The following is a 26,987-nucleotide window of genomic DNA, read 5'->3' on the forward strand; positions in this document are numbered from 1 at the left end:
TTTAATCCAGTAATTTTTGATAAAGCGAAATAAGCTGACTTGACAGTTTTTCGGGGGTGGCGTCTTTTACCCGTTCACGTGCCGCTTGCCCCATCGTGTTATTTTTTCCCAGAGAAGGAGTGGCTGCAATTGCCTCCTTCAATGTGTTGATATCCAGGGCGTCACAATAAAATCCGTTCTGGCCTTGCTGAATAAATTCAGCGCCTCCGCAACTCTCTGAAATAATGACGGGCAAGCCGCAGGCCATCGCTTCAAGAATGACGTTTGGAAAGGGATCATACAGCGTTGGCAACAGTAAACCATCGGATAGCTGATAAAAAGGCAGCGTTTCTTTCTGCATCCCCAGGAAACGGATTTGCCCTTCGCAGCCCAATGAACGGGCGAGGTCACGATAGCGATGTTCTGCTTTATCCTGTCCAACCACAATCAGCCAGGCTGAAGTTCCTGCGATAGCGCGTATGGCGCTGGCCAATCCTTTTCGTTCAAATCCCGATCCTACAAAACAGAACACCACGGCATCGGCTGGCAAACCAAATTGCTGACGCAGCGCGGCACGCTGTGCTTCCTGGGCCGGAACGAAGCGGCTGGAATCAATTGAATTATAAATCACATGTATCTTTTTTGCGTCAATATCAAAGTCTTCGACGATTTCGCGTTTGATCATCTCCGCATTACAGATAACCGCTTTCAGCTCTGGCGCCTGGTACATTTCACGCTCGGCGTGCATCACGTAGCGGTGATAGCGGTCGACCATCAGAATTTTCGCGCGCCAGGCGGGCAGGATGCGCGCACGCTGTAGCAGCCAGCGGCGATGGACGCCATCGCCAGCGCGGTAGATATCACAGCCCGGAATCCGCTCGTGGCTTTGCACAATATCAAACTGCTGTTGCTGCCACAGCGCGCGGGCAGCATGGGCAAACCCGCGTTCGCGGCTAATTCGGCCCCATTTGCGCGGGTCGCAAATATGGATATGCCAGTCGTCCTGTCTCTCGCCCTGCCATTCACGCGTAATGACGTTGAGTTCAAGATTCTGATTGCTCAGTGCGGTGAGCGCACGTGAAACGAAGCGCTCCGCTCCGCCATCAGGGCGATACTTTTGGCGAACAATCGCCAGACGATGGTGTTTCATGACAAATATCTCCTTGCAGCGGAGACGACAGCATCAACAGGAATGGCGTCGAGATAGCGTTCTTTCGTTTTGGTATCAATAGCGTCGGGATCGGGAAGGGGACCGTAGTCGCCAGCCCAGATGACTTCACCGTTGACTTGCCATGGAGACCAAAACGTCAGTTTGGAAGGGCCAAACAGCGCCACGCAGGGCGTCTGCAGCGCGGCGGCCATATGCATCGGAACGGAGTCAACGCCAATAAAAAGACACGCGTGGTCGATGAGTGAGGCCAGCTGGCGCAACGTTAGCTGTCCCGCCAGCGAGACGACCCCCGTTTTCGGTGAGGCGGCGAGTATGCGATCTATCATCGCCAGCTCTTTTTTATCCGGCCCGGCCGTGAGTACAACGGTATGCCCATCCTGCTGCAGCGCGGTGATGGTTTGCGCCATTTTGCTTTCATCCCAGCATTTGAAGAACCAGCGTGATGTCGGCTGAATGACGATGTAGTTATCGCCCACTCCTTTTTGCACCAGCTGCTGGCGGGCGTGGTGCCAGTCTTCTGCGCTGTAGGCCATGGTAACAGCTGGCTCAGGTGCGACCTGTAATGGTGACAGAATGGAGAGATTTTGTTCGACAGTGTGCAGGGATTTGTGATTTGCAACAGAGACTAAATCGCTATGACAGAAACGCCAGAATGGATTGTTGCGTTTGTTAAAGGCGAATCCGAGGCGAACCGGCGCACCGGTGAAACGGGTGACGATAGCGCTACGCCACTGATCGGCAAGATTTATCACCAGATGATAATGTTGCTTTCGTAACGCGCAGAGTAACTGCCACTCCTTTTGAAGGTGCTTTAGCGTGCCCAGCTGCTTCCATTTACGATCGATTCCATAAATAGTGCCAATCGTCGGGTGCGCGGCGAGCATATCGCGCGTTTCTTCATACAACAGCACGTCAATTTGCGCTTGTGGCCATTTTTGACGTAATGAATCAATGACGGGGGTGGTCAATAACATATCGCCATGATGGCGGAGTTTGATCAGTAGAATGCGCAAATCAGGCGTGTCAGGTAAGTTATTCATCATCATCTTATCGGCGTTGTACTGTTGGCAATTCTAATAGACCTGGTAGCGACTTGCACTCTTTCTCCATAATCTCAGGAATTTCCCAGGAAGGGTTTACTCAGGCTTTGGAGAGTGCGTAACATAGCGCTAACTTCCCTGTCATGCGGACTCATTATGAAAAAACCAGCGTTTATCATCACGATTGATACTGAGGGCGATAATCTCTGGGAGAATCACCGCGTCATTAAAACGGAAAATGCGCGCTATCTGGCCCGGTTCCAGGCCCTCTGTGAGCGTTTTGGTTTTAAGCCCGTATGGCTGACAAACTATGAGATGGCAATCGAGCCCGTTTTCATTGAATTCGCCAGGGACGCGATCGCTCGCGGTCAGGGGGAGGTGGGAATGCACCTTCACGCATGGAATAGCCCACCTGAACACGATCTCACGGGAGATGACTGGCGCTGGCAACCGTATTTGATTGAATTTTCAGACGAGGTGATGCGTGAGAAAGTGCTGTTCATGACCCGTCTGCTGGAAGAGACATTCCAGACCAAAATGCTGAGCCACCGCGCCGGGCGTTGGGCATTTGATAGCCGCTATGCAAGATTGCTCGTTGAACTGGGCTACCAGGTTGATTGCTCCGTGACGCCACGCGTGAACTGGCGCAATGCGAAAGGTGCTCCGCAGGGCAATGGCGGAACGGATTATCAGCATTTCCCCGACCACGCCTATTTTATGGATTTAGATACTATTTCCCGGGCGGGAAATAGCCCCTTACTCGAAGTGCCGATGAGCATTCAGTATAAACATCCGGCCTGGTTGAACACGATCAAACAGGGATACGATCGGCTTCGCGGTAAATATCGCTCGCCTTCCGTGAACTGGCTGCGACCGACCGGTGGCAATGCGTCGCAGATGATTCAGGTCGCGCAGCAATGTCTGTCGCAGGGACAGGATTATGTGGAGTTTATGCTTCACTCGTCTGAATTTATGCCAGGCGGAAGTCCGACCTTTAAAGATGAGGCGGCGATTGAAGGTTTATATCAGGATTTAGAAGCGCTTTTTAGCTGGCTATCCGATAAGACGGTGGGGATGACGCTGGCGGAGTTTTATCAATACAAGAAAAAATAATGCCCGGCTGGCGGGCATTATCTCTTATTGATGTTGTCTGGTTTGCGAGAAGGGAGTACTCAATGCAAACAGAGTAACAAAGAATATTAGGGCTTCTGAGCTCAATAAAATGACGTCCGTCAGGCCATAGAGTAATAAAAGAAGCATCGTTGTCAGCAGCAGGCCATTTCGGTTTTTAAGCGCGTAAGCGATCATCGAAACGAAGAAAAAGAGTAATATCGCCAGACCCGGAAGCCCCTGCAGAGAGTATTTTTCGATAAATTCATTGTGTAAATGTACCCTGATAAACTCGAGCGCGGCCGCGAGATGCGGATGCCCATGCTGCACATACTGCTGTGTCCATACCTCACGGTCTTCGACTGACTGCCCCAGCGGGTGCGCAAGTCCGTTCTGAATACCAATTGTCCACATGGAAAAACGCGCTCCGAGCGACGTCGCGTCATGCCCCTGCTGGTAGCTTTCCAGTTCCATCTGCGTTTGAACTATCTTTGGCGAGATCAACGGCTTGTAGCTAACGATAATAATGCCCGCCACAATACATAAAAAAATCAGCGTTGATTTCAGATGAATTCTTCTGAAGTGGTAGAGCGTGAGTACAATCGCAAGGAGCAAATATAATCCCATTGCAGCACGCGTCCCCGTTAAAAGAATAACGAAGTAAGATATTAAGATGGTAAGACCCGCGACTACATATAGTTTTCTGTTTTTTTGAAGATAAAGGCTGTATACCAGCGCCAGTGACAGTACGGAGTAAACATAGGCAGACACGGTGGCGCGATTGATGGCCATCTCTATACGTGCCATACCCTGCGTCGCCTGCCACAAGCCATATCCCGTGGCGAGGACAAACCCTGTACCTGCCGCGTACAGGAAGTACTTCTGGAAAGCGCTTTTATCGACGTAAGTTTTAAACCGGTCAAGATAGAAAACGAGAATGCTCGCTAATATCAGTTTCTTACTGGCACCCAGATAATCGCTGTAAGCGTTTAAACCTTCGCTATGATATTCATACACCATATACCAGACAAGATTGAGTAGCCCAATCAGCAATATTGGGAGCGCGATTGAAAAGGGGCGCAGGGTGATTTTTTTATATTCGCAAGCTAAGCCGATAATGCTGGCATAAACCGCAATATAGAAAAATTCTCGTTGTTTACCTGAGCTCAGCAGCGCCAGTGCAAACGAAATGAGGCTCAAAATCAGCGTCAGCTGATAGAGCCGCAGTTTTACTTTTTCCATAATGCCTCAATGACCCTTTTTTTGTAGCTGAAACGTACATCTCTGGAGAAGAAAAAAGAGAAAGAATAAAGTGCATTTACCCGCGCCTTAACCAGTTTGAGCTGCAGGTCGGTCAGATATTGTCGGTGATTACTGTAAATATCAAACCAGTGGCAATTAATAAGATGCTTAAATGATTGCGGGAATGTATTTTCCATCTGTAGTGTACATTCAATCAGCGTGGCGATTTTACTGGCGTCAAGACGGCTCGACAAACTGTCGCTGCGTTTGATGTAAAAATAGTGTCCCTGACGCTGAAAGAAGATTTTACGCGATTGCATCAGCATGCCGGGAAATACCGCGAAATCTTCATAGCAGACCATAGAAGGGATAGGGTTGGTTGCGTATAGCCTGCGGTGTACGAATTGCCCGATGAGATGCGCCTGAAAATCTTTGTGCTGCAGGAAACGCTTTATTGCATCATTTTGCGATAATGAGACGGGCGTGAATCCCTGCCAGGCGGAGGTGATTTTCCGCATATCGCGTATTTCCAGCAGGCGCGTCAGCAACATATCAGGACGCTCTGCTTTCAGGAAGGCGGCGGCATCCCGGATGCTACCCGGCTTTAACAGATCGTCGCTATCAAGCATCGTGATGTAATCGCCTGACGCCAGCGAGACTGCGCTGTTTCGAACATGCCCTACGTTACGGTACTCAACGTATTGGCATTGCGCATGCGGAAGCTTTGGCAACCACGCCTCAATAATATCCTGTGTGGAATCGTTGGAACTGTCATTAATGATAATAACTTCTACATCATCGCCTGCATTCTCAATCGCGTTTTGCAGACTTTCCAGAGTGGCGTGAAGCGTGTTTTCGGCATTATGTGCGGCAATAATGATGCTGAGAAAAGCCATAGTAATTAGTTTCCCTGAGCATCAAAGGCAGATTTTGCTGTTGGTAGCCCGCAAATGAAATGTTTGAGTTCGTCCAGCGATTCATCTGTTACCGCGAAGAGTTCTTCCCGGCCTTGCGAGAAATAATAACGAGTTTCAAAAACATACGAGCAAATATTGTCATCGTTGCCAATCAGCAACACGTTGCCAAGCGGGCGCTGCTCGTAGTGACAGCACGGACCGAACAGTAAGACGACCGGCACGCCAACCGCATCGGCGATGTAGACATTCCCCGAGTCGGAGGCGATATAACAATCCATTTTAGAAATTGCCCACGGCAGCTCTTCAAGCGAGATCTTGCCAATCAGATTAATAAAGTTGGGCAGTTCACCGTAAGCGCGGGTGATGTCATCCATCCAGGACTGTTCATTCGGGGCGCCAAACACGTAAAACTCGCAGGGCAGGTCGGCGAGACGATCGGCAATTTGCTTCCAGATGACAGGCGGAACGGTTTTAGCTTTATTCCCGGCGGCGATACTGATGCCAATGCGGACCGCGCCGGGTTTATCAAGGATCGCCGGATAAGTCGCGGGTTTAAACAGTGGCTTTGTGGCGTGCTTTGGAGAGTCTTGCCAGGTCAGAGCGCGGTCGGCCAGCTTAAGATAGTTAGTGACTGTTAACGTTTTTCTACCGTGGTCAACCGTACCATCGGCCGTTGAATAGAAAATCCCGTGATACCACCTGCGCGTGTAAGTGCTTAAGAATTGCTTGTTTTTGGCGTTACAAACGGAGGCGAAAAAAAGATTCACGCTGTTAGGCTGCAGAAGGTAGACGTTGTCATAGCGGTTCATGATCCTGCAGGCGAAACAGAGCTTACGCCACAGGTTACGCTTATGCTGCTCAATAAAATAAATCTCTTCGACCGTCTCGTCATGCTTCGCCAGCGCACCCACGCTGCGGCTGATGAGCACGTCGCTTTTTTGCAGCCAGGCCAGAAGAGGCGTTGCATTAACAAAATCACCGATTTTGGCTGTCTGAATGACCAGGTTTTTCCCTGTCTCTTTGCGCAACAGCTTCCGGATAAGCTTCACCGGAAAGAGTAAAATCAGCAGAAATACGTAACTCATGGGTTAAATATCCCTGTTGGAAAGCCAACGGCTGCCCTGTAAAAATGAAAAAATCGCATCTGCGCTGATATCCTTCGTTTGCTGAGTCGGGCTGACCATCTGATGCTGGTTTTTGCCATAGCCCCCGATCAGGCCGGGATCGGTCGGGCCAAAAAGGGTGATATTTGGGCGATCCAGCGCCGCGGTTAAATGGCTTAAACCCGTATCCACGGAAACAACGGCGTTAGCGCCTGCCAGCTCTGCGGCAACCTGCGCCAGCGTGAGTTTGGGTAACACCTCGACGTGGGAAAAGCCTGCTGCCAGACGCGCCGCACGCTGCCGCTCATGCTCAGCGCCCCACGGGAGTTTAATATGGATACCGGAGGGTTGCATTAGTTCAATCAGCCTTCGCCAGTGTGTTTCCGGCCAGTGCTTATCGTCGCGCGTTGTGGCATGCAGAAAGACAAGATAAGGCTGAGCACAGGGATCTGTATTGCGCAAAAAGTGCTGCGCAATGGCGTAGTCGCCCTGCGCTTCCGGTTTCGCATAGCCGAGGCTTTTCGCAAACAGCTCGCGGGTGCGTTCTACGGCGTGCTGCTGCTTTGCGATGTGGTGGCGACGGTTATAGAACAGACTCGCCAGTGGTTCGCGGGCGGTGTGCCAGTCCATGCCGTGCTTTACGCCGTGCGCCAGACGCGTGACCAGCGCCGCGCTTTTCACCAGCCCCTGCGCGTCGATAATCGCGTCGTAACGCTGCGCATGCACCATTTCACGGAAGGCTTTACGCTCGGCTTTAATCGGCGCGGAGAACCACGCTTTGCGCCAGCGGCGAATCGCGACCGGGATCACGCGGTCAACCGCTTCATGCCAGGTGGGGATCTGCGCGAAGCCTTCTTCTACCACCCAGTCAAAACGGATGCCGGGAATGGCCCGCATGGCGTCCGTCAGCGACGGTAGCGTATGCAGAACATCACCCATTGAGGAGGTTTTAACGATCAATACCCGCATCCGTTATCCTTCTTCGCTCAACAACAGTTCGTTGAGCTCTTCGAGAACGCGCTGCGGCGTTATGTCGATCAGGCTCTGATGGTAACCTTCTGCCGCATCGCCTTTGCGTACCTTGTGGTACCCGGTAATCAAACGGATTACGCGCGCTTTGTGCGACAGCGGCGGCGTGAAGTCCGGGCTGCTTGGGCCATACAGCGCAACCAGCGGACGATCCAGCGCGGCGGCGACGTGCATCAGGCCAGAGTCATTGCTGACCACGGCCTTACAGGCGGCAATCAGGATAACGGCCTGCTCAAGCTGCGTTTCTCCAGCCAGGTTGCGGCACCAGGCCTGTTGCTCGGTGCTCAGCGTGGCGAGAATTTCGTTGCCCGCCTCGTGATCCTTCGCCGAGCCAAACAGCACAATCTGGTAGCCTTCGTCGATCAGCTGTTTCGCCAGTTCGGCGTAGTGGTAGTGCGGCCAGCGTTTAGCCGGGCCAAATTCTGCGCCGGGGCAGAAGCCAATCATTGGGCGTTCGGACGAAATGCCAAACGCGTTGCAGGTGTGGGATTTTTCCCCCTCGTTCACCTGAAGCTGCGGCCAGAGCAGCGGCTGCGGCAGATCTTTCGCGCTGCGCATCACCCCTTTGTCGTAGGCCAGCGCCACGTAGCGCTCCACCATCAGCGGCCAGGCCGCTTTATCCAGCACCCGCGCGTCGTTCAGCAGACCGTAGCGCATTTCGCCGCGCCAGCCGGTACGGTGCGGAATGCCCGCAAAGAAGGGCACAAGGGCGGATTTAAAGGAGTTTGGCAGCACGTACGCACGGTCATAGCGCTTCTCGCGGAGGCTATGACCGAGTTTGCGGCGTTCACCGATTTCCAGCGCCCCGTGGCCGAGCGGCATCGGGATCGCCTCGTTTACTTCCGGCATACGCGATAACAGCGGACGGCACCAGGCGGGTGCCATCACGTCGATTATCGCCTGGGGATAACGCGCCTTGAGCGTGCGATAGAGACTTTGCGACATCATCATGTCGCCCACCCATGACGGGCCGATCACCAGAATCTTCATACTTACGCGTCGCGGTTCAGCCAGGCCATATATTCCGTTACGCCTTCGGCAACGGTCTTGAACGGCTTGTCGTAGCCCGCGGCGCGCAGGTTGGTCAGGTCGGCCTGCGTGAACGCCTGGTAGCGGCCTTTCAGCTTATCCGGGAACGGAATGTACTCGATGCTGCCTTTCTTATGATATGCCAGCGTCGCGTCTGCCACCGCCTGGAAGGATTCCGCGCGGCCCGTGCCCAGGTTGAAAATGCCGGAGACGCCGTTTTCCAGGAACCACAGGTTTACGGCTGCAACGTCGCCCACATAGACGAAGTCGCGCTTGAAGCCGTCGCTGCCTTCGAACAGTTTCGGGCTTTCACCGTTATTCAGCTGGGTGTTCAGGTGGAACGCCACGCTCGCCATGCTGCCCTTGTGCCCTTCGCGCGGCCCGTAGACATTGAAGTAGCGGAAGCCGACAATCTGCGAGTTCGCTTCCGGCAGGATCTGACGCACGTACTCGTCAAACAGGAACTTGGAGTAGCCGTAGACGTTCAGCGGCTGCTCGTATTCGCGGGATTCGATGAAGTCCGAGGTGCGCCCGCCGTAGGTTGCCGCGGAAGAGGCATACAGGAACGGAATTTCACGCTCCAGGCAGTAGTGCAGGATCTCTTTAGAGTACTGATAGTTGTTATCCATCATGTACTTGCCGTCCCACTCGGTGGTGGAAGAGCACGCACCTTCGTGGAAGATGGCTTCGATCTCGCCGAACTCTTCACCCGCCATAATCTGGATAAGGAAGTCTTCTTTATCCATGTAGTCAGCGATGTTCAGATCCACCAGGTTAACGAACTTGGTGCCGTCTTTCAGGTTGTCCACCACCAGAATGTCGGTGATGCCCTTATCATTGAGGGCCTTAATAATGTTGCTGCCGATAAAGCCCGCGCCGCCGGTAACGATGATCATAACTGTAACCTTTGAAGTGTTGAGCCCGGGGACAATCCCGGACGCTAATATTCATATCATATCATCACAATGCCCGGTCTTCAGCCATTCACCGATATGCAGCAGGGGTACACGTGATTTATGCTGCAAAAACGAGAAGAGATACGGCGTCATCTCGTCATGAACTATAGGTTTGGGTAATATGTGCCAAAATTTGCCGAGTCTGGAGAATTGCAATGCGTGGTGATTTTTACAAACAGTTAAACAGCGACCTCGACACCGCTCGTGCGGAAGGGTTGTTCAAAGAAGAGCGTATTATCACGTCTGCCCAGCAGGCGGACATCACCGTTGCCGACGGCAGCCATGTGATCAACTTTTGCGCGAACAACTACTTAGGTCTTGCGAATCACCCTGAGCTGATTGCCGCCGCGAAAAACGGCATGGACACCCACGGCTTTGGCATGGCCTCCGTGCGCTTCATCTGCGGCACCCAGGATAGCCACAAGCAGCTTGAGCAAAAGCTGGCAAACTTCCTCGGAATGGAAGACGCGATTCTGTACTCCTCCTGCTTCGACGCCAACGGCGGTCTGTTTGAAACCCTGCTCGGCGCAGAAGATGCGATTATCTCCGACGCCCTGAACCACGCCTCCATAATCGACGGTGTTCGCCTGTGTAAAGCGAAGCGTTTCCGCTACGCCAACAATGACATGGTTGAGCTGGAAGCGCGGCTCAAAGAGGCACGCGAAGCGGGTGCCCGCCACGTACTGATCGCGACCGACGGCGTGTTCTCCATGGACGGCGTGATCGCCAACCTGAAAGGCGTGTGCGACCTGGCGGATAAATACGATGCGCTGGTGATGGTCGATGACTCCCACGCGGTCGGTTTTGTCGGCGAAAACGGCCGCGGCTCCCATGAATACTGTGACGTGATGGGCCGCGTGGACATCATCACCGGTACGCTGGGAAAAGCGCTCGGCGGCGCGTCCGGCGGTTATACCGCTGCGCGTAAAGAGGTGGTTGAGTGGCTGCGTCAGCGCTCCCGTCCGTACCTGTTCTCCAACTCCCTGGCGCCGGCCATTGTGGCCGCCTCCATCAAAGTGCTGGAGATGGTGGAGTCCGGCGCCGAGCTGCGCGACCGACTGTGGGCAAACGCCCGTCTGTTCCGCGAAAAAATGAGCGCCGCAGGGTTCACCCTGGCCGGCGCTGACCACGCGATCATTCCTGTGATGCTCGGCGATGCGGTTGTGGCGCAGCAGTTTGCCCGCGAGCTGCAGAAAGAAGGGATTTACGTCACCGGGTTCTTCTTCCCGGTGGTACCAAAAGGTCAGGCGCGCATCCGCACCCAGATGTCTGCGGCGCATTCGCCTGAACAAATTGAGCGTGCGGTGGAAGCCTTTACCCGCATCGGCAAACAGCTGGGCGTAATTGCCTGAGGACGTGTGATGAAAGCGTTATCCAAACTGAAAGCGGAAGAAGGGATTTGGATGACCGACGTGCCGGAGCCGGAAGTCGGTCATAACGATCTGCTGATCAAAATTCGTAAAACGGCTATCTGCGGTACTGACGTTCACATCTACAACTGGGACCAGTGGTCGCAGAAAACCATTCCGGTACCGATGGTGGTCGGTCACGAATACGTCGGCGAAGTGGTCGGCATCGGCCAGGAAGTAAAAGGCTTTAGCATTGGCGATCGCGTCTCTGGTGAAGGCCATATTACCTGCGGTCACTGCCGCAACTGCCGTGGCGGTCGCACCCACCTGTGCCGCAACACCGTCGGCGTGGGCGTAAACCGTCCGGGCTGCTTCGCGGAATACCTGGTGATCCCGGCGTTTAACGCCTTCAAAATCCCGGATAATATCTCTGACGATCTGGCCTCCATCTTCGACCCGTTCGGCAACGCGGTACACACCGCGCTCTCCTTCGACCTGGTCGGTGAAGACGTGCTGGTCTCCGGCGCCGGCCCAATCGGCATTATGGCGGCAGCCGTGGCGAAGCACGTGGGCGCGCGCAACGTGGTGATCACCGACGTGAACGAATACCGCCTGTCGCTGGCGCGCAAAATGGGCGTCACCCGTGCGGTGGATGTCTCGAAAGAGAGCCTGACCGACGTGATGGAAGAGTTGGGTATGACCGAAGGCTTTGACGTAGGCCTGGAGATGTCCGGCGCGCCGCCGGCGTTCCGCACCATGCTGGACACTATGAACCACGGTGGCCGTATCGCGATGCTGGGCATTCCGCCGTCAGATATGTCCATCGACTGGAACAAAGTCATCTTCAAAGGGCTGTTCATCAAAGGCATCTATGGCCGCGAGATGTTCGAAACCTGGTACAAGATGGCAGCGCTGATCCAGTCCGGCCTGGATCTGTCCCCGATTATCACTCACCGTTTCTCCATCGATGAGTTCCAGCAGGGCTTCGACGCGATGCGTTCCGGCCTGTCAGGGAAAGTGATCCTGAGCTGGGATAAGTAAACAAAAAGGGGCCTCAGGCCCCTTTTTTACTGATTCTTTTTCTCTTCGTCCGTCAGGTAGCGCACCTTGCGGGTATAGTCCTGCCCTTTGAACAGCAATTTGTTATCCGGCGATTCCAGATACTTCTGCCATTCGGAAAGCGGGAAACCCCCATGCGCGCCAATCACCTCTTTCGGCACAACGGCTTCCTGACCGCCGATCTTCTTGGATACAGGCCAGTTCATCCAGTCGCCCAGGTTAACCGTTTTAACATCCAGCATGTCCAGCAGCGCAGCGAGCGGCAGCTGATCGGTCGGCGGCTGCGTGTCGTCCATCAGCTCCCAGGTATCCTGGAACAGCGTCAGCCACAGCGGGCAGATGCGACGCCAGGTCTTTTTGGTTGCGGCAAGAAACGCGCCGTTAACGTGATCGACCAGATACGGGCGCACCGTTTCTTTGTAATATGCCGGCACTTTTTCTGCGGGGGCGCCGTCCAGCTTGGCGATCATTTTGCCCTGACGGAAGCTGGAGTAGATGTGCATATCGGCCATGTTGATCTGGGGCATCTTCAGCAGGTTGAGATCGGAGTCGATCATCAATACGCCTTCTCCGCGCGCCTGAAGCGGAGCGTTAAGCTTCACCAGACGGCTGAGGTAGATCTGCTTATAGCGGTACCCCTCTTCACGTTTTGGCAGCGTGAGGGTCACAACGCGGGTTTTTGGCGGCAGCTCGCCGAAAGCGGATTCAGGCTGATCGCTGACGATAACAATCTCGCTGACGTCGGTGGCGTAACGCTCTGCAAAGGTCGCTGATAATAACGCCTCTTCGACGAAATCCGCGCCCGTACAAGGGATCACGATGGAATCAACCGCAACGAGATCGCGCGTGACCGGAAGGGAAGCGTAAGGAATGTTATGACGCCCGGTAATGTGGCGGTAGCGAGCATTCAGGAATTTAAACATGTTCTTCTCGTTTGGTTATTGCGCGCCAAGAACGGCCTCGACACCGTTAACATAGCTTTCAATGGCATACACGTTGCAGACATTCTGGTGCGCGGCTGCGGCTAGCCGGGCGCGCAGAGCAGGATCCTGCCAGATATTATCCAGATGTTGAGCAAGTTGCGACACATCGCTCCACGGGAACAGCAGCCCGGTCGACTCATGGTCGATCAATTCTGCCGTGCCGGTTACCTTTGAGCCAATCACCGGGATATTCAGCAGCATTGCCTCCAGCACGACGCGGGGCAAACCTTCGCTCTTCGAAGCCAGAATAAACGCGTCAAAGGTGGCGAGATAGTCAAAAGGCGTGTTCTGGAAACCGGTAAAAATGATGTGCTCAGCAATCCCCAGCGCGTCAGCCTGCGCCGTCAGCGCGCCGCGTTCAGCCCCTTCACCGACCAGCACCATCTTCCATTTTGCCTGCGGGTGCTTCTGGCTGAACTGGGCCAGCGCCTCCAGAGTATGGTGGTTGGACTTGCGAGGGATAAGCGACCCAATGCTGCCGAACACAAAGGTGTCGTCATCGATGTTCAGACGCTGGCGCATGGCGCGTCGGTCGGGCAAAGGCTGGTGGATGTCGATGGCGTTGTTGACCGTGGTACACAGCTCTGGCCGGACGCCATGCTGAAGAAGCACGCGTTCAACGCCGTGCGAGACGGCGATGATTTTTGTGGCGTGGGCATTCACCAGCTTCACCAGCGGCGGGGTCAGCACCGGTTCAATCCGGCAATGCTGAATTATCCGCGCATGCAGGTTCGCGCCCGCCAGATAACCCTCTTCGTTAGAGCCCGGCTGATTGTTCATGTACAGCGTATCGAAACCGCCTTCCCGGAAAATCGTCTCGATCTTGCTGACGTTGGGCCGGATGCGCCAGAGCGTGTCAATATGTCGGGTAAATGCCTTGCGGGCGCTGCGCGAGAAAAATAGCAGGCTGCGGCCCAGCTCTTTCGCAACCTTCGCCCATCCGGGCTGCTTTTGCTGCGGAATGACAATTAACGGGATGCCAATGCCGTTCAACACCTGGCCGATGGTTTGTCCTTCGGCCCGGCTGTAATCACTGTAAAAACAACAGGTAATATCGAACTTCTCGCGGTTAATCCGCTTCAGAAGCTCAAGCATGCTGTTGGTGCCTCCTCCCCACTCTTTACCGGTATCGAGGAGCAGAATTTTGTGTCGCTGTGGCATCTTTCTACCTTAATCGCCTGTCACTGGGATTGGTTCGCTGAGACTTTTTTACCCCATCCCTGCCACTGGTGCTGGAAGTACTGCACCAGCGTACTCTGGCCCACGCTTTCGCTGATGACCGTAAAGAAGCGGGTTGCATGCACCGGCTCGAGCGGCTTTTTCAGCGCGCAGTTCTTCACGCCGCGGAACGGATTACGCGGCTGCGTTGCCGGAGGTTGAGCGCTCTCCGGACGAGACGTGTCTACCTGCGGTTCATTGAGCAGATCGCTCGGGCGTACCAGCGTGATATCGGCGGGTAAGCTCGGCAGCATTTGCTGCAAAACGCGAACGGTAGACGGATGCGGATGCCCGATGGCAATCGCCGAACCGTTACGGCGCGCCAGCGCTACCGCGCGGTTGAACTGCACGCGGATATCCGCTTCATTCTGGGTGTCATCCAGGAACACCTTGCGCTTAATGACCTTGACGCCCGTCCCCTGAGCGGCGCGCATCGCCTGGCTGTTGCCGATGGTCATGCTGTCGAGGAAATAGAGATTGTAACGCTCCAGCGCCTGCATCACTTTCAGCATACCGTACAGGCTGGAGGTCATCGCGCTACCCATATGGTTGTTCAGACCCACGGCATACGGCACCTTGTTGTAGGCGTCGCGGATGATGCGTTCGATCTCATCGCTGCTCATATCCGGGCGCAGGGTGTCTTTTTCCAGCGGCTGCTTGCTGAGCGGTGCCATCGGAAGATGGATGAGGACCTGGTGGCCGCTATTGTGCGCTTTGGTCGCCATTTCATGCGCGTGAGGCGCATTCGGCAGGACGGCGACGGAGATGGCTGATGGCATCGCCAGCACCTGATTTTCATAGTGTGGTCGATAACCGAAGTCATCAATCACGATGGCGAGTTTACCTGCATATACCGGTAGTGCAGCCAGCGCCAGTGCGCTGACGACGGAGAGAACCATTCGACGAAATTGAAGCAAAACTTATCTTCCCAACCACGGCTGTGGATTGACCGCCTGACCCTGACGACGAATTTCGAAATAGAGTGACGGGCGGCCCTGACCGCCACTGCTGCCCACAAGGGCGATGGGTTGGCCGGCGCGCACCTGGGTGCCGACGCTGACCAGCGCGCTCTGGTTGTAGCCGTAAAGACTCATGTCGCCTTTACCATGCTCGACCACCACCACCAGTCCGTAACCCTGCAGCCAGTCGGCCAGGATCACGCGGCCATCGGCGATGGCTTTCACTTCGCTACCTTCAGACGCACCGATAACGATCCCTTTCCAACGTAGCTCACCCTGCAGCTGTTCGCCATAGCGATGCAGAATAGTGCCGCGAACGGGCCAGTAGGCCTGACCGCGCGGGGAACCCAGACCGCCGGTACGCGACATCAGGGAGCGTTCGCTTTCGCTTGGCTTGTAGGTGGTCCCTTTGCGGGAGGCTTCCTGCTGCTTGTCGCGAACCGCCTGCGCCTCGCGGGCCTCTTTTTCGGCGCGCGCCTTCGCTGCGGCTTCCGCACGGGCAATGCTGTTACGCAGTTTTGATTCGTTGGCGCGCATTTCGCTCAGCTGGCTCTGTCCTGCCTGAATGGAGGACTCAAGACCGGACAGCGTTTTCTTGCGTTCGTTACGGGCCTGCTCAAGTTTCGCCTGCTGCGCTTTTTGTTCGTAGAGCAACGTCTGCTGCTGGCTCTGCTTCTCTTCCAGCTCCGCTTTTTGGGTGGAAACCTCTTCACGCGTCTGCTTCAGCTGTGCAATGGTCTCCTGACGCGCCTGGTTCAGATAGCCGAAATAGGCCTGCAGACGCTGGCCGCGCTGGCTCTCTTCACCGCTGAGGATCAGCTGGAGTCCGGTATGCTCACCCTGACGGAATGCGGCATCCAGCTGTGCTGCGAGGTTGCGCTCCTGCGCATCACGCTGGCGCTCCAGTTTGGCAATCGACGCATTCATCTCGTCGATCTGTTTGTTCAACTGGGTGAGGGTGTTTTGCGTTTCACGGAGTTTACGTGCGGCAGCGGAGATGGCCTCTTCCTGCTGCTTAAGCTGGGCGAGCAGGGCGGCGCGCTGCTGTTGCTGCTGGCGTACCGCACGCTCTTTGGCGGCGATATCGGCCTGAATGGATTTCAGCTGGTCGCGGTCATCCGCGTGGGCGGATGCGGCGCACAGCAATACGCCAGCGCTGAGTGCGCTGGCGCAAAGCAGAGGTCTGACTGATAGCCTAAGCGGCTTCACGACCCATGTGATTGAAAAAATCGCCTTTCCCCTCATGGGGAGCGATTATTCCACGATGAACAGCGGCTTACCAGTCATCTCTTCAGGGATCGGCATACCCATCAGCGACAACATGGTTGGCGCGATGTCGGAAAGCTTGCCGCCTTCTACTGCTTTCAGTGATTTATCACCTACATAAATCAGTGGAACAGGCAGGTTGGTATGGGCGGTGTGCGCCTGACCGGTTGCCGGGTCACGCATCTGCTCGGCGTTACCGTGGTCAGCGGTGATCAGCAGCTGGCCGCCAACGGACTCAACCGCTTTCGCAACCTGCTCAACGCAGTGGTCCAGCGCTTCAACCGCCTTCACTGCCGCTTCCATTACGCCGGTATGGCCGACCATGTCGCCGTTCGGGTAGTTACAAATGATGGTGTCGTACTTGCCGCTTTCGATGGCCGCGACCAGTTTTTCAGTCAATTCCGCAGAGCTCATCTCTGGCTGCAGATCGTAAGTCGCGACTTTCGGCGAGTTGATCAGAATGCGCTCTTCGCCTTTGAACGGCTCTTCAACGCCGCCGTTAAAGAAGAAGGTCACGTGCGCGTATTTTTCCGTTTCGGAAATACGCAGCTGCGTTTTGTCGTTCTTCGCCATCCACTCACCGAAGGTGTTAGCCAGCGAGGCTGGTGGGTACGCGCACGGCGCTTTGATATCTGCCGCGTATTCGGTCAGCTGGATGAAGTCGATGTTAACCACTTTCTTACGGGCAAAACCGTCGAAGTCGCTGTTGACGAACGCACGGGTGATTTCGCGCGCGCGGTCAGCGCGGAAGTTCATGAAGATCAGCGCGTCGCCATCTTCCATTGCGGCATCGGCCTGGCCTTCCGCGCGAATCACGGACGCTTTTACGAATTCATCGTTTTCATCACGCGCGTAAGCGGCTTCAAGTGCTTCAACCGCAGTCGGGAACTGGAATTCCCCTTTTGCCAGGGTCATCAGGTCATAGGCCTGTTCAACGCGATCCCAGCGGTTGTCGCGGTCCATAGCGTAGTAACGGCCAATGATGGAGGCCACGCGGCCTTTGCCCAGCGCAGCGAATTTGTCTTCGAAAGCTTTCAGGGACCCTTCTGCGCTGCGCGGTGGCGTGTCGCGACCGTCCAGGAAGGCGTGCAGGTAGATTTTTTCCGCACCGCGTTCAGCGGCCAGTTCAACCATCGCCATGATGTGATCTTCGTGGCTGTGCACGCCGCCTGCGGAGAGCAGACCCATGATGTGCACCGCTTTACCTGCCGCAACGGCTTTATCTACCGCACCGCAGAGAACCGGGTTAGCGAAGAAGGTGCGTTCTTTGATTTCGACGTCCAGACGGGTCAGATCCTGATACACGATACGACCCGCGCCGAGGTTAACGTGGCCAACTTCGGAGTTGCCCATCTGGCGATCCGGCAGGCCCACTTCCAGACCGGATGCGTCAATCAGGGTATGCGGACGTTTTGCCCACAGTGCATCCATGACCGGGGTTTTTGCGTTGAAAATAGCGTTATCCTGGCTATCTTCACGGTAGCCATAGCCATCCAGAATCACCAGTACCATAGGTTTTTTAGAAACCGACATTGCAACAACCTCATGCTCAAGAGTCAAAATTTGCGTAATTTTACTACAGCTGAATCGATCAAATAGCCGCAGAAGATCAAAGAAAACGCGGGGGCAAGATGCTGACCGGACCATTTTGAGGCATTTTTTTAGGTGGCATGCCGCAGAAAATGGATTAGGTTATGGTCGCTGGCTGTATTTGCCAGAACGCACAGGTATACTCCTGTCCTGGTTTTTTTATCACTTAGTCGGGAGTAGTTACCCTCCATGCAAGAAATTATGCAATTCGTTAGCCGCCATCCGGTACTGAGCATCGCGTGGATTGGCCTGCTGGCTGCTGTGCTGTTCACCACATTTAAGAGCCTGACGTCTAAGATTAAGGTTATCACCCGTGGTGAAGCGACGCGTCTGATTAACAAAGAAGATGCCGTCGTTGTCGATCTGCGTCAGCGTGACGATTTCCGTAAAGGTCACATTGCCGGCGCAATCAACCTGTTGCCAGCTGAAATCAAAGCCAACAACGTTGGTGAGCTTGAGAAACACAAAGCCCAGCCCATTATCGTTGTGGATGCGACCGGTATGCAGGCGCAGGAATCTGCCAGCGCGCTTTACAAAGCGGGCTTCGAAAACGTAACGGTACTGAAAGAAGGGATTTCCGGCTGGAGCGGGGAAAATCTTCCTTTGGTTCGCGGTAAATAAGGAGTTCAGTCATGGCCAATATTGAGATCTACACCAAAGCGACGTGCCCGTTCTGCCACCGTGCGAAAGCGCTGCTGAGCAGCAAAGGCGTCACGTTCCAGGAACTGCCGATTGACGGTGACGCGATCAAACGCGAAGAGATGATCCAACGTAGTGGTCGTACGACGGTTCCGCAGATTTTTATTGATGCGCAGCACATTGGCGGCTGTGATGACTTGTATGCGCTCGACGCCCGTGGTGGACTCGATCCGCTGCTGAGCTAAGAGACTTTAGGACAATTAAAAAGGGTATTTCCATGTCAGAACAAAACAACACCGAAATGACTTTCCAGATCCAGCGTATCTACACCAAGGATGTCTCTTTCGAAGCGCCAAATGCGCCGCACGTTTTCCAGAAAGACTGGCAGCCAGAGGTTAAACTTGATCTGGATACCGCATCCACCCAGCTGGCGGATGACGTGTATGAAGTCGTACTGCGTGTGACCGTGACCGCCTCTCTGGGCGAAGAAACTGCATTCCTGTGCGAAGTACAGCAGGGCGGTATCTTCTCCATCGGCGGCATCGAAGGCAACCAGATGGCGCATTGCCTGGGTGCATACTGCCCGAACATCCTGTTCCCGTATGCCCGTGAATGCATCACCAGCCTGGTTTCTCGCGGTACATTCCCGCAACTGAACCTTGCGCCAGTGAACTTTGATGCGCTGTTCATGAACTATCTGCAGCAGCAGGCTGGCGAAGGTGCCGAACAACATCAGGATGCCTGATGAGCACTGTTAATGCGTCAATGACTGTGATCGGTGCCGGCTCATACGGCACCGCTCTTGCCATCACGCTGGCAAGAAATGGTCACGACGTGGTCCTGTGGGGCCACGATCCAAAACATATCGCCACGCTGCAGCGCGACCGTTGCAATGTGGCGTTTCTCCCGGACGTTCCGTTCCCTGACACCCTGCACCTGGAAAGCGATCTTGCAACCGCGCTGGCGGCCAGCCGCAACATTTTGATTGTGGTGCCAAGCCATGTCTTTGGCGACGTGCTGAATCAGATCAAGCCGCTGATGCGCCCGGATGCGCGTATCGTCTGGGCGACCAAAGGGCTGGAAGCGGAAACCGGACGTCTGCTGCAGGACGTTGCCCGCGAAGCGCTGGGGGAAGAGATCCCGCTGGCGGTCATCTCCGGGCCGACCTTTGCCAAAGAGCTGGCTGCGGGCCTGCCGACGGCGATCTCGCTGGCATCCACCGATCAGGCCTTCTCCGACGATCTCCAGCAACTGCTGCACTGCGGTAAGAGCTTCCGCGTTTACAGCAACCCCGATTTTATCGGCGTGCAGCTGGGTGGCGCGGTGAAGAACGTGATTGCCATCGGGGCCGGGATGTCTGACGGTATTGGCTTTGGCGCCAACGCGCGTACGGCGTTGATTACCCGCGGCTTAACCGAGATGTCCCGTCTGGGCGAAGCGCTGGGTGCCGATCCGGCCACCTTTATGGGGATGGCGGGTCTGGGGGATCTGGTGCTGACCTGTACCGATAACCAGTCTCGTAACCGCCGCTTTGGCATGATGCTCGGACAGGGCAGCGATGTAAAAAGCGCGCAGGAGAAGATTGGACAGGTGGTGGAAGGCTACCGCAATACCAAAGAAGTCCGCGAATTGGCGCACCGGTTTGGTGTCGAAATGCCAATAACCGAGGAAATTTATCAGGTATTGTATTGCGGAAAAAATGCGCGCGAGGCAGCATTGACCTTATTAGGTCGTGCGCGCAAGGACGAGCGCAGCAGCAATTAGCCGGGAAGTATCGTCACCTGAATGACCCAGCCAGCGCAGAACTGGCTGGTCATTAACTATCGTCTGGAGTAAGCAATGCCGTGTGAAGAACTGGATATCGTCTGGAATAACATTAAAGCCGAAGCCCGGGCGCTGGCCGACTGTGAGCCTATGCTGGCCAGTTTCTATCACGCGACGCTACTCAAGCACGAAAATCTCGGCAGCGCGCTGAGCTATATGCTCGCCAACAAGCTGGCTTCTTCCATCATGCCTGCTATCGCCATTCGTGAGGTAGTGGAAGAGGCCTACGCCGCCGACCCGGAAATGATCGCCTCTGCCGCCTGTGATATCCAGGCCGTGCGCACGCGTGACCCGGCGGTGGATAAATATTCTACGCCACTTCTCTACCTGAAAGGCTTCCACGCGCTGCAGGCGTACCGCATTGGCCACTGGCTGTGGAATGAAGGCCGCCGCGCGCTGGCGATCTTCCTGCAAAACCAGGTTTCCGTGACGTTTCAGGTTGATATTCACCCGGCGGCAAAGATTGGCCGCGGGATCATGCTCGACCACGCCACCGGGATCGTTGTCGGGGAAACGGCGGTGATTGAAGACGACGTCTCGATCCTGCAGTCGGTTACCCTGGGCGGTACCGGGAAAACCAGCGGCGATCGCCACCCGAAAATTCGTGAAGGGGTGATGATTGGCGCGGGGGCTAAAATCCTCGGCAATATCGAAGTCGGGCGCGGCGCGAAGATCGGCGCGGGGTCGGTTGTGCTCCAGCCCGTGCCGCCGCACACCACCGCCGCTGGCGTACCGGCGCGCATCGTTGGTAAGCCAGACAGCGATAAGCCGTCGATGGATATGGATCAGCACTTCAACGGCATTCACCATACCTTCGAGTATGGTGACGGCATTTAACTTCTGAGAATGGCGCCCGGGTAACCCAGCTGGCGCCAGGCTTCATACACCACCACCGACACCGCGTTCGACAGGTTCATGCTGCGGCTGTCCGGCATCATCGGAATACGGATTTTCTGCTCAGCGGGCAGGGCATCCAGGATCGTGGCCGGCAGGCCGCGGGTTTCCGGGCCAAACATCAGATAGTCACCCTCCTGATAGCTCGCGGCGCTGTGCGCTGGCGTGCCTTTGGTGGTCAGGGCGAACATGCGCTGCGGCTTCTCTGCTTCCAGAAACGCGGCGTAATCGTGATGGCGAACCACGGCGGTAAATTCATGGTAATCCAGCCCCGCGCGGCGCAGGCGTTTGTCGTCCCACGTAAAGCCCATCGGCTCGATGATGTGCAGACGAAAACCGGTGTTGGCGCACAGGCGGATGATATTGCCGGTGTTCGGCGGAATTTCTGGTTCGAATAAAACGATGTTAAGCATGCTGCCCCCTTAATTACGGGGGCAGAATAGCAGAAAAGAGAGGAACTACGCGACGCCGGGTTCCTGCGAGCGGCTGTACAGCATTTTGTAGACGGTTGCCGCCGCGGCCAGCAGGGCGGGTACGCTGAGGATCATTAAAATACTGTCTGCCCGCCACTGCATGGAAAGAAGCTGGGCGCTGGTCATGGTGCCCGCCACGCCGCCAAAGCGGCCGATCCCCTGCATCCAGGCGATGCCCGTCGCGCGGCACTCGGTAGGGTAAAAGGTGGCCGCGAGGGTTTGCATGCCCGACTGCGCGCCGTTCATCGCGATCCCCATCAGGAAAATCAGCCCGCCAAACAGGGCGATATGGTTATGCTCAAGGCCAAGCAAAAGAATCAGGCCCATCGTCAGCCCAAAACCACCTGCGACCACCTTGTGCGCTTCCCAGCGGTCCATCATCCAGCCCGCGAGCAGAATGCCTGCGGTGCCGCCGAAGGTAAACAGCGAGGTGAGCCAGGCGGATTCCGCCAGGGCATAACCCATCCCCTGCATCAGCATCGGCATCCAGCTAAGCAGGACGTAGTAAATCACCAGCCCCATAAAATAAGTCACCCACAGCATCAGGGTGCCGGGTAGCCAGGGCATGGAAAACAGCTGCCCCACGCTTCCTTTTTTAGACGCGGCTTTCTCTTCCGCCAGGAAAAAGCCCGTAACGCTCTCCAGCGTGCTGCGGCTGAACCGGCTGGCGATGCGGCGAACCTGCGCGACGTCTTTCCCACGCTGCACCAGAAACTTCACCGATTCCGGCAGCAGCAGCGCCAGCAGCACGGTTAAAATCAGCGGCGCAATCGCGCCGGTCAACAGCACGCTTCGCCAACCGTGGTGGGGAATAAGCCAGGAAGAGATCGCGCCGCCGCCCGCAGCGCCCAGAGGGAAGCCGCAGTACATGGTATTAATCGCCATTGCGCGGCAGCGCTGGGGGGCGAACTCTGAGATCAGCGTGATGGCGTTTGGCATGGCGGCGCCGAGCCCGAGACCCGTCAGAAAGCGCCAGAGCGTCAGGGTATTCAGGCTTTGCGCCCAGGCCGTCCCCAGGCTCGCCAGGCCGAAGAACAGGCACGAAAAGACCAGCACGCGCTTGCGTCCCATCCGGTCCGATACCGGACCTGCAATAAGGGCTCCCAGCGACAGCCCCAGCAGCGCCGCACTCAGCACCGGCCCCAAATCCTGTTTATGTATTCCCCACTCCGCCGACAGCGTAGGCGCGATGTAGCCCATCGCTGCCGTATCAAAACCATCGATCGCCAGAACCAGAAAGCCCAGCACGATAAGAAGCCAGTGAAACCCTGAAAAAGGACTCTCGTCGATCACCTGCTGAATATCCACCTTACCTGAATAGGTCATACGCTCCCCTCCGATGTGATGTTGTTTTTGTGTTCTTGTATTTGCTTGTCTATACAATTGCGAACGGGAGGGATGTGTCAAATTTTCTTATCCAGAATGTTACGCAGGTGTTATTTTCGACAAAAAAAGCGCCCGAGGGGGAAATCGGACGCATGGGAAAGGTGGGGGAACGGGAGAGGATCAGGCCGCGTCGCCACGTGACAGCGGAGCCAGCGCCGCCGGTAGTTTGCTCAACTCCTGCACCAGCGAATCCTTGCTGATTTCACTGATCGACTTCGCGCCGGTCAGGGTCATCGCCACCTTCATCTCTTTCTCGATCAGGTTCAGCAGATTTGCCACGCCCGCCTGGCCGCTGGTGGCCAGCGCGTACAGGTACGCGCGGCCCAGCAGCACGCTGTCGGCACCCAGCGCAATCATGCGCACCACGTCCAGCCCGTTGCGGATGCCGCTGTCGGCCAGAATGGCAATATCGCCTTTCACCGCATCGGCAATGGCCGGCAGGGCGCGGGCGGAAGAGAGCACGCCGTCGAGCTGGCGTCCGCCGTGGTTAGAGACCACAATCCCGTCTGCACCAAAGCGTACCGCATCGCGGGCATCTTCCGGATCGAGGATCCCTTTGATCACCATCGGTCCATCCCAGAACTCGCGGATCCAATCCAGGTCTTTCCACGAGATCGACGGATCGAAGTTGTTCGCCAGCCAGCCGATGTAATCCTCCAGCCCGGTCGGTTTGCCGAGATAGGCCGAGATATTCCCCAGATCGTGCGGTCGGCCGTTCAGACCCACATCCCACGCCCACTGTGGATGCGTTACCGCCTGCCAGTAGCGGCGCAGGGCGGCATTCGGGCCGCTCATGCCGGAGTGGGCATCACGGTAGCGCGCGCCGGGCGTGGGCATATCAACGGTAAAGACCAGCGTTGAGCAGCCTGCCGCTTTGGCACGCTCCAGGGCGTTACGCATAAAGCCGCGATCGCGCAGGACGTACAGCTGGAACCACATCGGGCGCTTGAGGGTCGGGGCGACCTCTTCAATCGGACAGACCGAGACGGTAGACAGGGTAAACGGAATGCCTTTGGCATCTGCCGCGGCGGCGGCCTGCACTTCACCGCGACGGGCGTACATGCCGCATAAGCCGACAGGCGCGAGCGCTACCGGCATGGAGAGCGTTTCGTTGAACAGCTTCGTCTCAAGGCTCAGGTCAGACATATTCTTCAGCACGCGCTGGCGCAGGGCCACTTCTGACAGATCCTCCACGTTGCGGCGCAGGGTGTATTCGGCATACGCCCCACCGTCGATGTAGTGGAACAGGAACGGCGGCAAAATGCGCTGCGCCGCGGCGCGGTAGTCACTGGCTGCTGAAATAATCATGCTTTGTTCTCCCTGGAAATATCACTGTCGCCAGGCAGACGGGTAATACGCGCCTGTCGGGCCTGGTCTTCATCAAATCGTTTAATGGTGGTGTGCACGAAGCCGAGATGCGCCATCATCGCTTTGCGCGCGGCTTCGGCATCGCCGGCCAGAATGGCGTTGAGCACCGCCTCGTGCTGTTCGGTCAGCTGGGCAAAGACCGGCGGGACCAGATACATGCGCTGGCGGCTCTGCTTCACGGAGGATTGCAGCAGGTCGAAGAACCCGCGCATGGTCTGGAGCAGCACCACGTTGTGCGACGCCTCGGCGATTGCCAGATGGAAACGCACGTCCGCCTGGGAGGCGATGTCCGGGTCGCTGCTTAGCGTGGCTTCGAAGCAGGCTTTGAGCTTCTCTTTGTCGGCTTCGGTTGCCCGCATCGCTGCGTGCCATGCGGTACTGGTTTCGATGGCGTGACGCGCTTCTAGAATGTCGAAGCTGTAGTCCGGGTCGTTTTCCAGCAGCGTCTTCAGCGGCTGAACGATGTTTTGCTCGGACCAGTCGTCATGCTGCCAGCGCACAAAGGTGCCGCCGCCGCGACGGCTCACCAGTACGCCTTCGCTGACCAGCGTCGCCAGCGCCTCGCGCAATGAGTTACGCGATACGCCAAGCTGGGCGGCAAGCTGGCGCTCGGCGGGCAATTTCATGCCCGCTTCCAGCTGTTGTTCTTCAATCAGCGCCCGCACGCGAGAGGCAATCTCGTCGGATAGGCGTCTGGGCATCACTATCATGGGATCATCCAGGTTAAGACATAGGCCTGCAGGGTGGTGATCACGCCCACCATGCAGGTGAATATCAGGCTGTGTTTCACGGTAAAGCGGAACAGGTCCGACTCTTTGCCCACCAGTCCCACCGCCGCACAGGCAATGGCGATGGACTGCGGGGAGATCATTTTGCCGGTCACGCCGCCGGTGGTGTTCGCGGCGACCAGCAGCACGTCCGACACGCCAATCTGCTGCGCAGCCGTCGCCTGCAGGGCAGCAAACAGGGCGTTAGACGAGGTATCTGAACCCGTCAGGAACACCCCCAGCCAGCCGAGGAACGGCGAGAAGAAGGTGAACGCGTGTCCGGTGTGGGCCAGCGCTAATGCCAGCGTCGACGACAGGCCGGAGTAGTTCGAGATAAACGCGAACGCCAGCACCATGCCGATGGAGTAGATCGGCAGCATCAGCTCTTTAATCGTTGCCGCAAAAGTCTGTACCGCGGCGGCAGGCTTCATGCGCAGCCACACCACGGAAAGGAGTGCCGCAAACAGGATGGCCGTACCGGTGGCGGAGAACCAGTCAAATTTAAACACTGCCGCATACGGGGTGGCGTCGTGCACGACCGGCGGCATACGGGCAACCATCTTGTCGAGGAACGGCACGGAGACGTTAATCACCATGTCGTACAGCACGCCGCCGGGAGCGAACAGCGCTTTAAACGGCGGTATGCTCCACAGCGTCACGGTAGCAGTCAGGAACAGGAACGGCGACCATGCGCGGACGATCTGTCCTGCGGTATAGCCCGTGCGGGCGAGGGTCTGATCCACATGCGACGCGCCCATGTCCGCAAAGCGGAAGATACGCACCGGCTGCCAGCGTTTCAGGAACAGCGTCAGACAGACCAGCGACACCAGGGAAGAGATAATGTCCGGCAGTTCCGGGCCGAGGAAGTTTGAGCTGAGATACTGGGCAATCGCGAACGAACCGCCCGCTACCATCACAGCAGGCCAGGTCTCCTTCACGCCGCGCCAGCCGTCCATAATCGCCATGATCCAGAACAGCACGATAATGGTCAGGAACGGCAGCTGGCGGCCAACCATCTGGCCGATCTCAAAGCTGTCCAGCCCGGTCACCTGGCCCGCGACCAGAATCGGAATCCCCATCGCGCCAAACGCCACCGGTGCGGTGTTCACAATCAGGCACAGGCCAGCGGCGTAAAGCGGGTTAAAGCCCAACCCGACCAGCAGCGCGGCGGTGATCGCCACCGGTGCGCCGAATCCTGCCGCGCCTTCAAGGAACGCCCCGAAGGAGAAGCCGACAATCAGCATCTGCAGGCGCTGGTCAGGCGTGATGGAGAGAATCGACGAACGAATGATGTCGAACTGCCCGGTCTTTACCGAGATTTTATAGACAAAGACCGCGGCGATGATGATCCACGCAATCGGCCACAGGCCGTAGAAGAAACCGTAGACGACGGAGGCCAGCGCGCGGTCGACCGGCATCTTGTAGAAGAACAGCGCCACCAGCAGGGCGATGGCAACGGTATACGTCGCGGCGAGGTAGCCCTTCAGCTTGAGCTTAATCAGCGCAAAGAAGAAGAACAGGATCGGTAGCGATGCGATCAGGCTCGACAGCCAGATATTGCCGGCCGGGTCGTAGTTTTGTTGCCAGAGGCTCATGCAGGTCTCCTGGGGACCAGACAGCCTGTGCTGTGGGTGAG

General features: G+C 56.3%; 26 protein-coding genes. 8 read left to right on the forward strand and 18 right to left on the reverse strand.

Going from position 1 to position 26,987, the window contains the following annotated elements; genetic code table 11:
• Nucleotide 1: 1 nt before the first annotated feature.
• Together IM273_RS07790 and rfaQ are read right to left on the reverse strand one after the other, a co-directional pair.
• Nucleotides 2-1,129, reverse strand: coding sequence for a glycosyltransferase family 4 protein (locus tag IM273_RS07790; protein ID WP_193051574.1), 1,128 nt, complete (start codon nt 1,127-1,129; stop codon nt 2-4).
• Nucleotides 1,126-2,196 (reverse strand): putative lipopolysaccharide heptosyltransferase III, encoded by a 1,071-nt coding sequence (rfaQ, locus tag IM273_RS07795; protein ID WP_049001246.1) that lies wholly within the window; start codon nt 2,194-2,196, stop codon nt 1,126-1,128. Before rfaQ ends, IM273_RS07790 begins: the two co-directional genes overlap by 4 nt.
• A gap of 150 nt (nt 2,197-2,346) precedes the next feature.
• Between rfaQ and IM273_RS07800 the strand changes: the two genes are divergently transcribed.
• A complete protein-coding gene (locus IM273_RS07800) occupies nt 2,347-3,303 on the forward strand; it encodes a polysaccharide deacetylase family protein (RefSeq protein WP_193051575.1) in 957 nt (318 codons plus the stop codon).
• 24 nt (nt 3,304-3,327) lie between these two features.
• On the opposite strand, the gene IM273_RS07805 is transcribed toward IM273_RS07800, so the two are convergent.
• The 6 genes from IM273_RS07805 to rfaD are packed head-to-tail and all read right to left on the reverse strand — an operon-like array spanning nt 3,328 to nt 9,516.
• Entirely contained in the window at nt 3,328-4,542 is a 1,215-nt protein-coding gene (locus tag IM273_RS07805; RefSeq protein ID WP_136344054.1) for an O-antigen ligase, read from the reverse strand.
• On the reverse strand, nt 4,530-5,438 hold the full coding sequence (locus IM273_RS07810; protein WP_193051576.1) for a glycosyltransferase family 2 protein: 909 nt from the start codon (nt 5,436-5,438) through the stop codon (nt 4,530-4,532). Before IM273_RS07810 ends, IM273_RS07805 begins: the two co-directional genes overlap by 13 nt.
• A 5-nt stretch (nt 5,439-5,443) precedes the next feature.
• Entirely contained in the window at nt 5,444-6,544 is a 1,101-nt protein-coding gene (locus IM273_RS07815) for a glycosyltransferase family 9 protein (RefSeq protein ID WP_049137160.1), read from the reverse strand.
• A gap of 3 nt (nt 6,545-6,547) precedes the next feature.
• Nucleotides 6,548-7,531, reverse strand: coding sequence for a lipopolysaccharide heptosyltransferase RfaC (rfaC, locus tag IM273_RS07820; RefSeq protein WP_193051577.1), 984 nt, complete (start codon nt 7,529-7,531; stop codon nt 6,548-6,550).
• 3 nt (nt 7,532-7,534) lie between these two features.
• The gene (gene rfaF, locus IM273_RS07825) at nt 7,535-8,581 is read right to left on the reverse strand and encodes an ADP-heptose--LPS heptosyltransferase RfaF (protein ID WP_193051578.1); all 1,047 of its coding nucleotides are present in this window, start codon (nt 8,579-8,581) and stop codon (nt 7,535-7,537) included.
• 2 nt (nt 8,582-8,583) lie between these two features.
• Nucleotides 8,584-9,516 carry an ADP-glyceromanno-heptose 6-epimerase gene (gene rfaD, locus IM273_RS07830; RefSeq protein ID WP_041911658.1) on the reverse strand — a complete coding sequence of 311 codons (933 nt, stop codon included), beginning with the start codon at nt 9,514-9,516 and terminating at the stop codon, nt 8,584-8,586.
• 215 nt (nt 9,517-9,731) lie between these two features.
• Here rfaD and kbl point away from each other — a divergent pair, with 215 nt between their 5' ends.
• Together kbl and tdh are read left to right on the forward strand one after the other, a co-directional pair.
• A complete protein-coding gene (gene kbl, locus IM273_RS07835) occupies nt 9,732-10,928 on the forward strand; it encodes a glycine C-acetyltransferase (RefSeq protein WP_045260056.1) in 1,197 nt (398 codons plus the stop codon).
• Between the two features lie 9 nt (nt 10,929-10,937).
• The gene (gene tdh / locus IM273_RS07840; RefSeq protein WP_193051579.1) at nt 10,938-11,966 is read left to right on the forward strand and encodes an L-threonine 3-dehydrogenase; all 1,029 of its coding nucleotides are present in this window, start codon (nt 10,938-10,940) and stop codon (nt 11,964-11,966) included.
• 26 nt (nt 11,967-11,992) lie between these two features.
• Here the strand turns inward: tdh and IM273_RS07845 are convergent, their stop codons facing one another.
• Genes IM273_RS07845 through gpmM form a run of 5 tightly spaced genes read right to left on the reverse strand, consistent with a single transcriptional unit; the run spans nt 11,993 to nt 17,943 of the window.
• Nucleotides 11,993-12,907 (reverse strand): hypothetical protein, encoded by a 915-nt coding sequence (locus tag IM273_RS07845; protein WP_045260055.1) that lies wholly within the window; start codon nt 12,905-12,907, stop codon nt 11,993-11,995.
• A gap of 15 nt (nt 12,908-12,922) precedes the next feature.
• On the reverse strand, nt 12,923-14,128 hold the full coding sequence (locus tag IM273_RS07850) for a glycosyltransferase (RefSeq protein WP_047363319.1): 1,206 nt from the start codon (nt 14,126-14,128) through the stop codon (nt 12,923-12,925).
• 20 nt (nt 14,129-14,148) lie between these two features.
• The gene (locus IM273_RS07855; RefSeq protein ID WP_193051580.1) at nt 14,149-15,102 is read right to left on the reverse strand and encodes a divergent polysaccharide deacetylase family protein; all 954 of its coding nucleotides are present in this window, start codon (nt 15,100-15,102) and stop codon (nt 14,149-14,151) included.
• 3 nt (nt 15,103-15,105) lie between these two features.
• Nucleotides 15,106-16,365: a murein hydrolase activator EnvC gene (gene envC, locus IM273_RS07860; RefSeq protein ID WP_235428248.1), complete on the reverse strand. Its 1,260-nt coding sequence runs from the start codon at nt 16,363-16,365 to the stop codon at nt 15,106-15,108.
• Nucleotides 16,366-16,398: 33 nt separating this feature from the next.
• Nucleotides 16,399-17,943, reverse strand: coding sequence for a 2,3-bisphosphoglycerate-independent phosphoglycerate mutase (gene gpmM, locus IM273_RS07865; RefSeq protein WP_028015036.1), 1,545 nt, complete (start codon nt 17,941-17,943; stop codon nt 16,399-16,401).
• A gap of 246 nt (nt 17,944-18,189) precedes the next feature.
• Here gpmM and IM273_RS07870 point away from each other — a divergent pair, with 246 nt between their 5' ends.
• From IM273_RS07870 to cysE, 5 genes are all read left to right on the forward strand, one after another.
• Entirely contained in the window at nt 18,190-18,621 is a 432-nt protein-coding gene (locus IM273_RS07870; RefSeq protein WP_014882007.1) for a rhodanese-like domain-containing protein, read from the forward strand.
• Nucleotides 18,622-18,632: 11 nt separating this feature from the next.
• Complete coding sequence (grxC, locus tag IM273_RS07875; RefSeq protein ID WP_028015037.1) at nt 18,633-18,884, forward strand: glutaredoxin 3; 252 nt, start codon at nt 18,633-18,635, stop codon at nt 18,882-18,884.
• Nucleotides 18,885-18,916: 32 nt separating this feature from the next.
• Nucleotides 18,917-19,384 (forward strand): protein-export chaperone SecB, encoded by a 468-nt coding sequence (secB, locus tag IM273_RS07880; protein ID WP_003860835.1) that lies wholly within the window; start codon nt 18,917-18,919, stop codon nt 19,382-19,384.
• Complete coding sequence (gene gpsA / locus IM273_RS07885) at nt 19,384-20,403, forward strand: NAD(P)H-dependent glycerol-3-phosphate dehydrogenase (RefSeq protein WP_028015038.1); 1,020 nt, start codon at nt 19,384-19,386, stop codon at nt 20,401-20,403. The genes secB and gpsA overlap by 1 nt, the downstream gene beginning before the upstream one ends.
• Nucleotides 20,404-20,478: 75 nt before the next feature.
• Nucleotides 20,479-21,300, forward strand: a complete 822-nt coding sequence (cysE, locus tag IM273_RS07890; RefSeq protein WP_008502718.1) for a serine O-acetyltransferase — start codon at nt 20,479-20,481, stop codon at nt 21,298-21,300.
• Here the strand turns inward: cysE and trmL are convergent.
• The 5 genes from trmL to lldP all read right to left on the reverse strand — a co-directional run bounded on the left by trmL (nt 21,297) and on the right by lldP (nt 26,946).
• Nucleotides 21,297-21,770 (reverse strand): tRNA (uridine(34)/cytosine(34)/5-carboxymethylaminomethyluridine(34)-2'-O)-methyltransferase TrmL, encoded by a 474-nt coding sequence (trmL, locus tag IM273_RS07895; RefSeq protein WP_193051581.1) that lies wholly within the window; start codon nt 21,768-21,770, stop codon nt 21,297-21,299. The two genes, cysE and trmL, sit on opposite strands and share 4 nt — an antisense overlap.
• Nucleotides 21,771-21,815: 45 nt before the next feature.
• Nucleotides 21,816-23,156, reverse strand: a complete 1,341-nt coding sequence (locus tag IM273_RS07900; protein ID WP_193051582.1) for an aromatic acid/H+ symport family MFS transporter — start codon at nt 23,154-23,156, stop codon at nt 21,816-21,818.
• Between the two features lie 180 nt (nt 23,157-23,336).
• Nucleotides 23,337-24,524, reverse strand: coding sequence for an FMN-dependent L-lactate dehydrogenase LldD (lldD, locus tag IM273_RS07905; protein WP_193051583.1), 1,188 nt, complete (start codon nt 24,522-24,524; stop codon nt 23,337-23,339).
• Nucleotides 24,521-25,294 (reverse strand): transcriptional regulator LldR, encoded by a 774-nt coding sequence (gene lldR / locus IM273_RS07910; RefSeq protein ID WP_028015042.1) that lies wholly within the window; start codon nt 25,292-25,294, stop codon nt 24,521-24,523. Before lldR ends, lldD begins: the two co-directional genes overlap by 4 nt.
• Nucleotides 25,291-26,946 (reverse strand): L-lactate permease, encoded by a 1,656-nt coding sequence (gene lldP / locus IM273_RS07915; RefSeq protein ID WP_193051584.1) that lies wholly within the window; start codon nt 26,944-26,946, stop codon nt 25,291-25,293. The genes lldR and lldP overlap by 4 nt, the downstream gene beginning before the upstream one ends.
• Nucleotides 26,947-26,987 lie beyond the last annotated feature (41 nt).

This window comes from Enterobacter cloacae complex sp. P13B (assembly GCF_014895915.1).
GTDB classification, from domain to species: domain Bacteria; phylum Pseudomonadota; class Gammaproteobacteria; order Enterobacterales; family Enterobacteriaceae; genus Enterobacter; species Enterobacter bugandensis.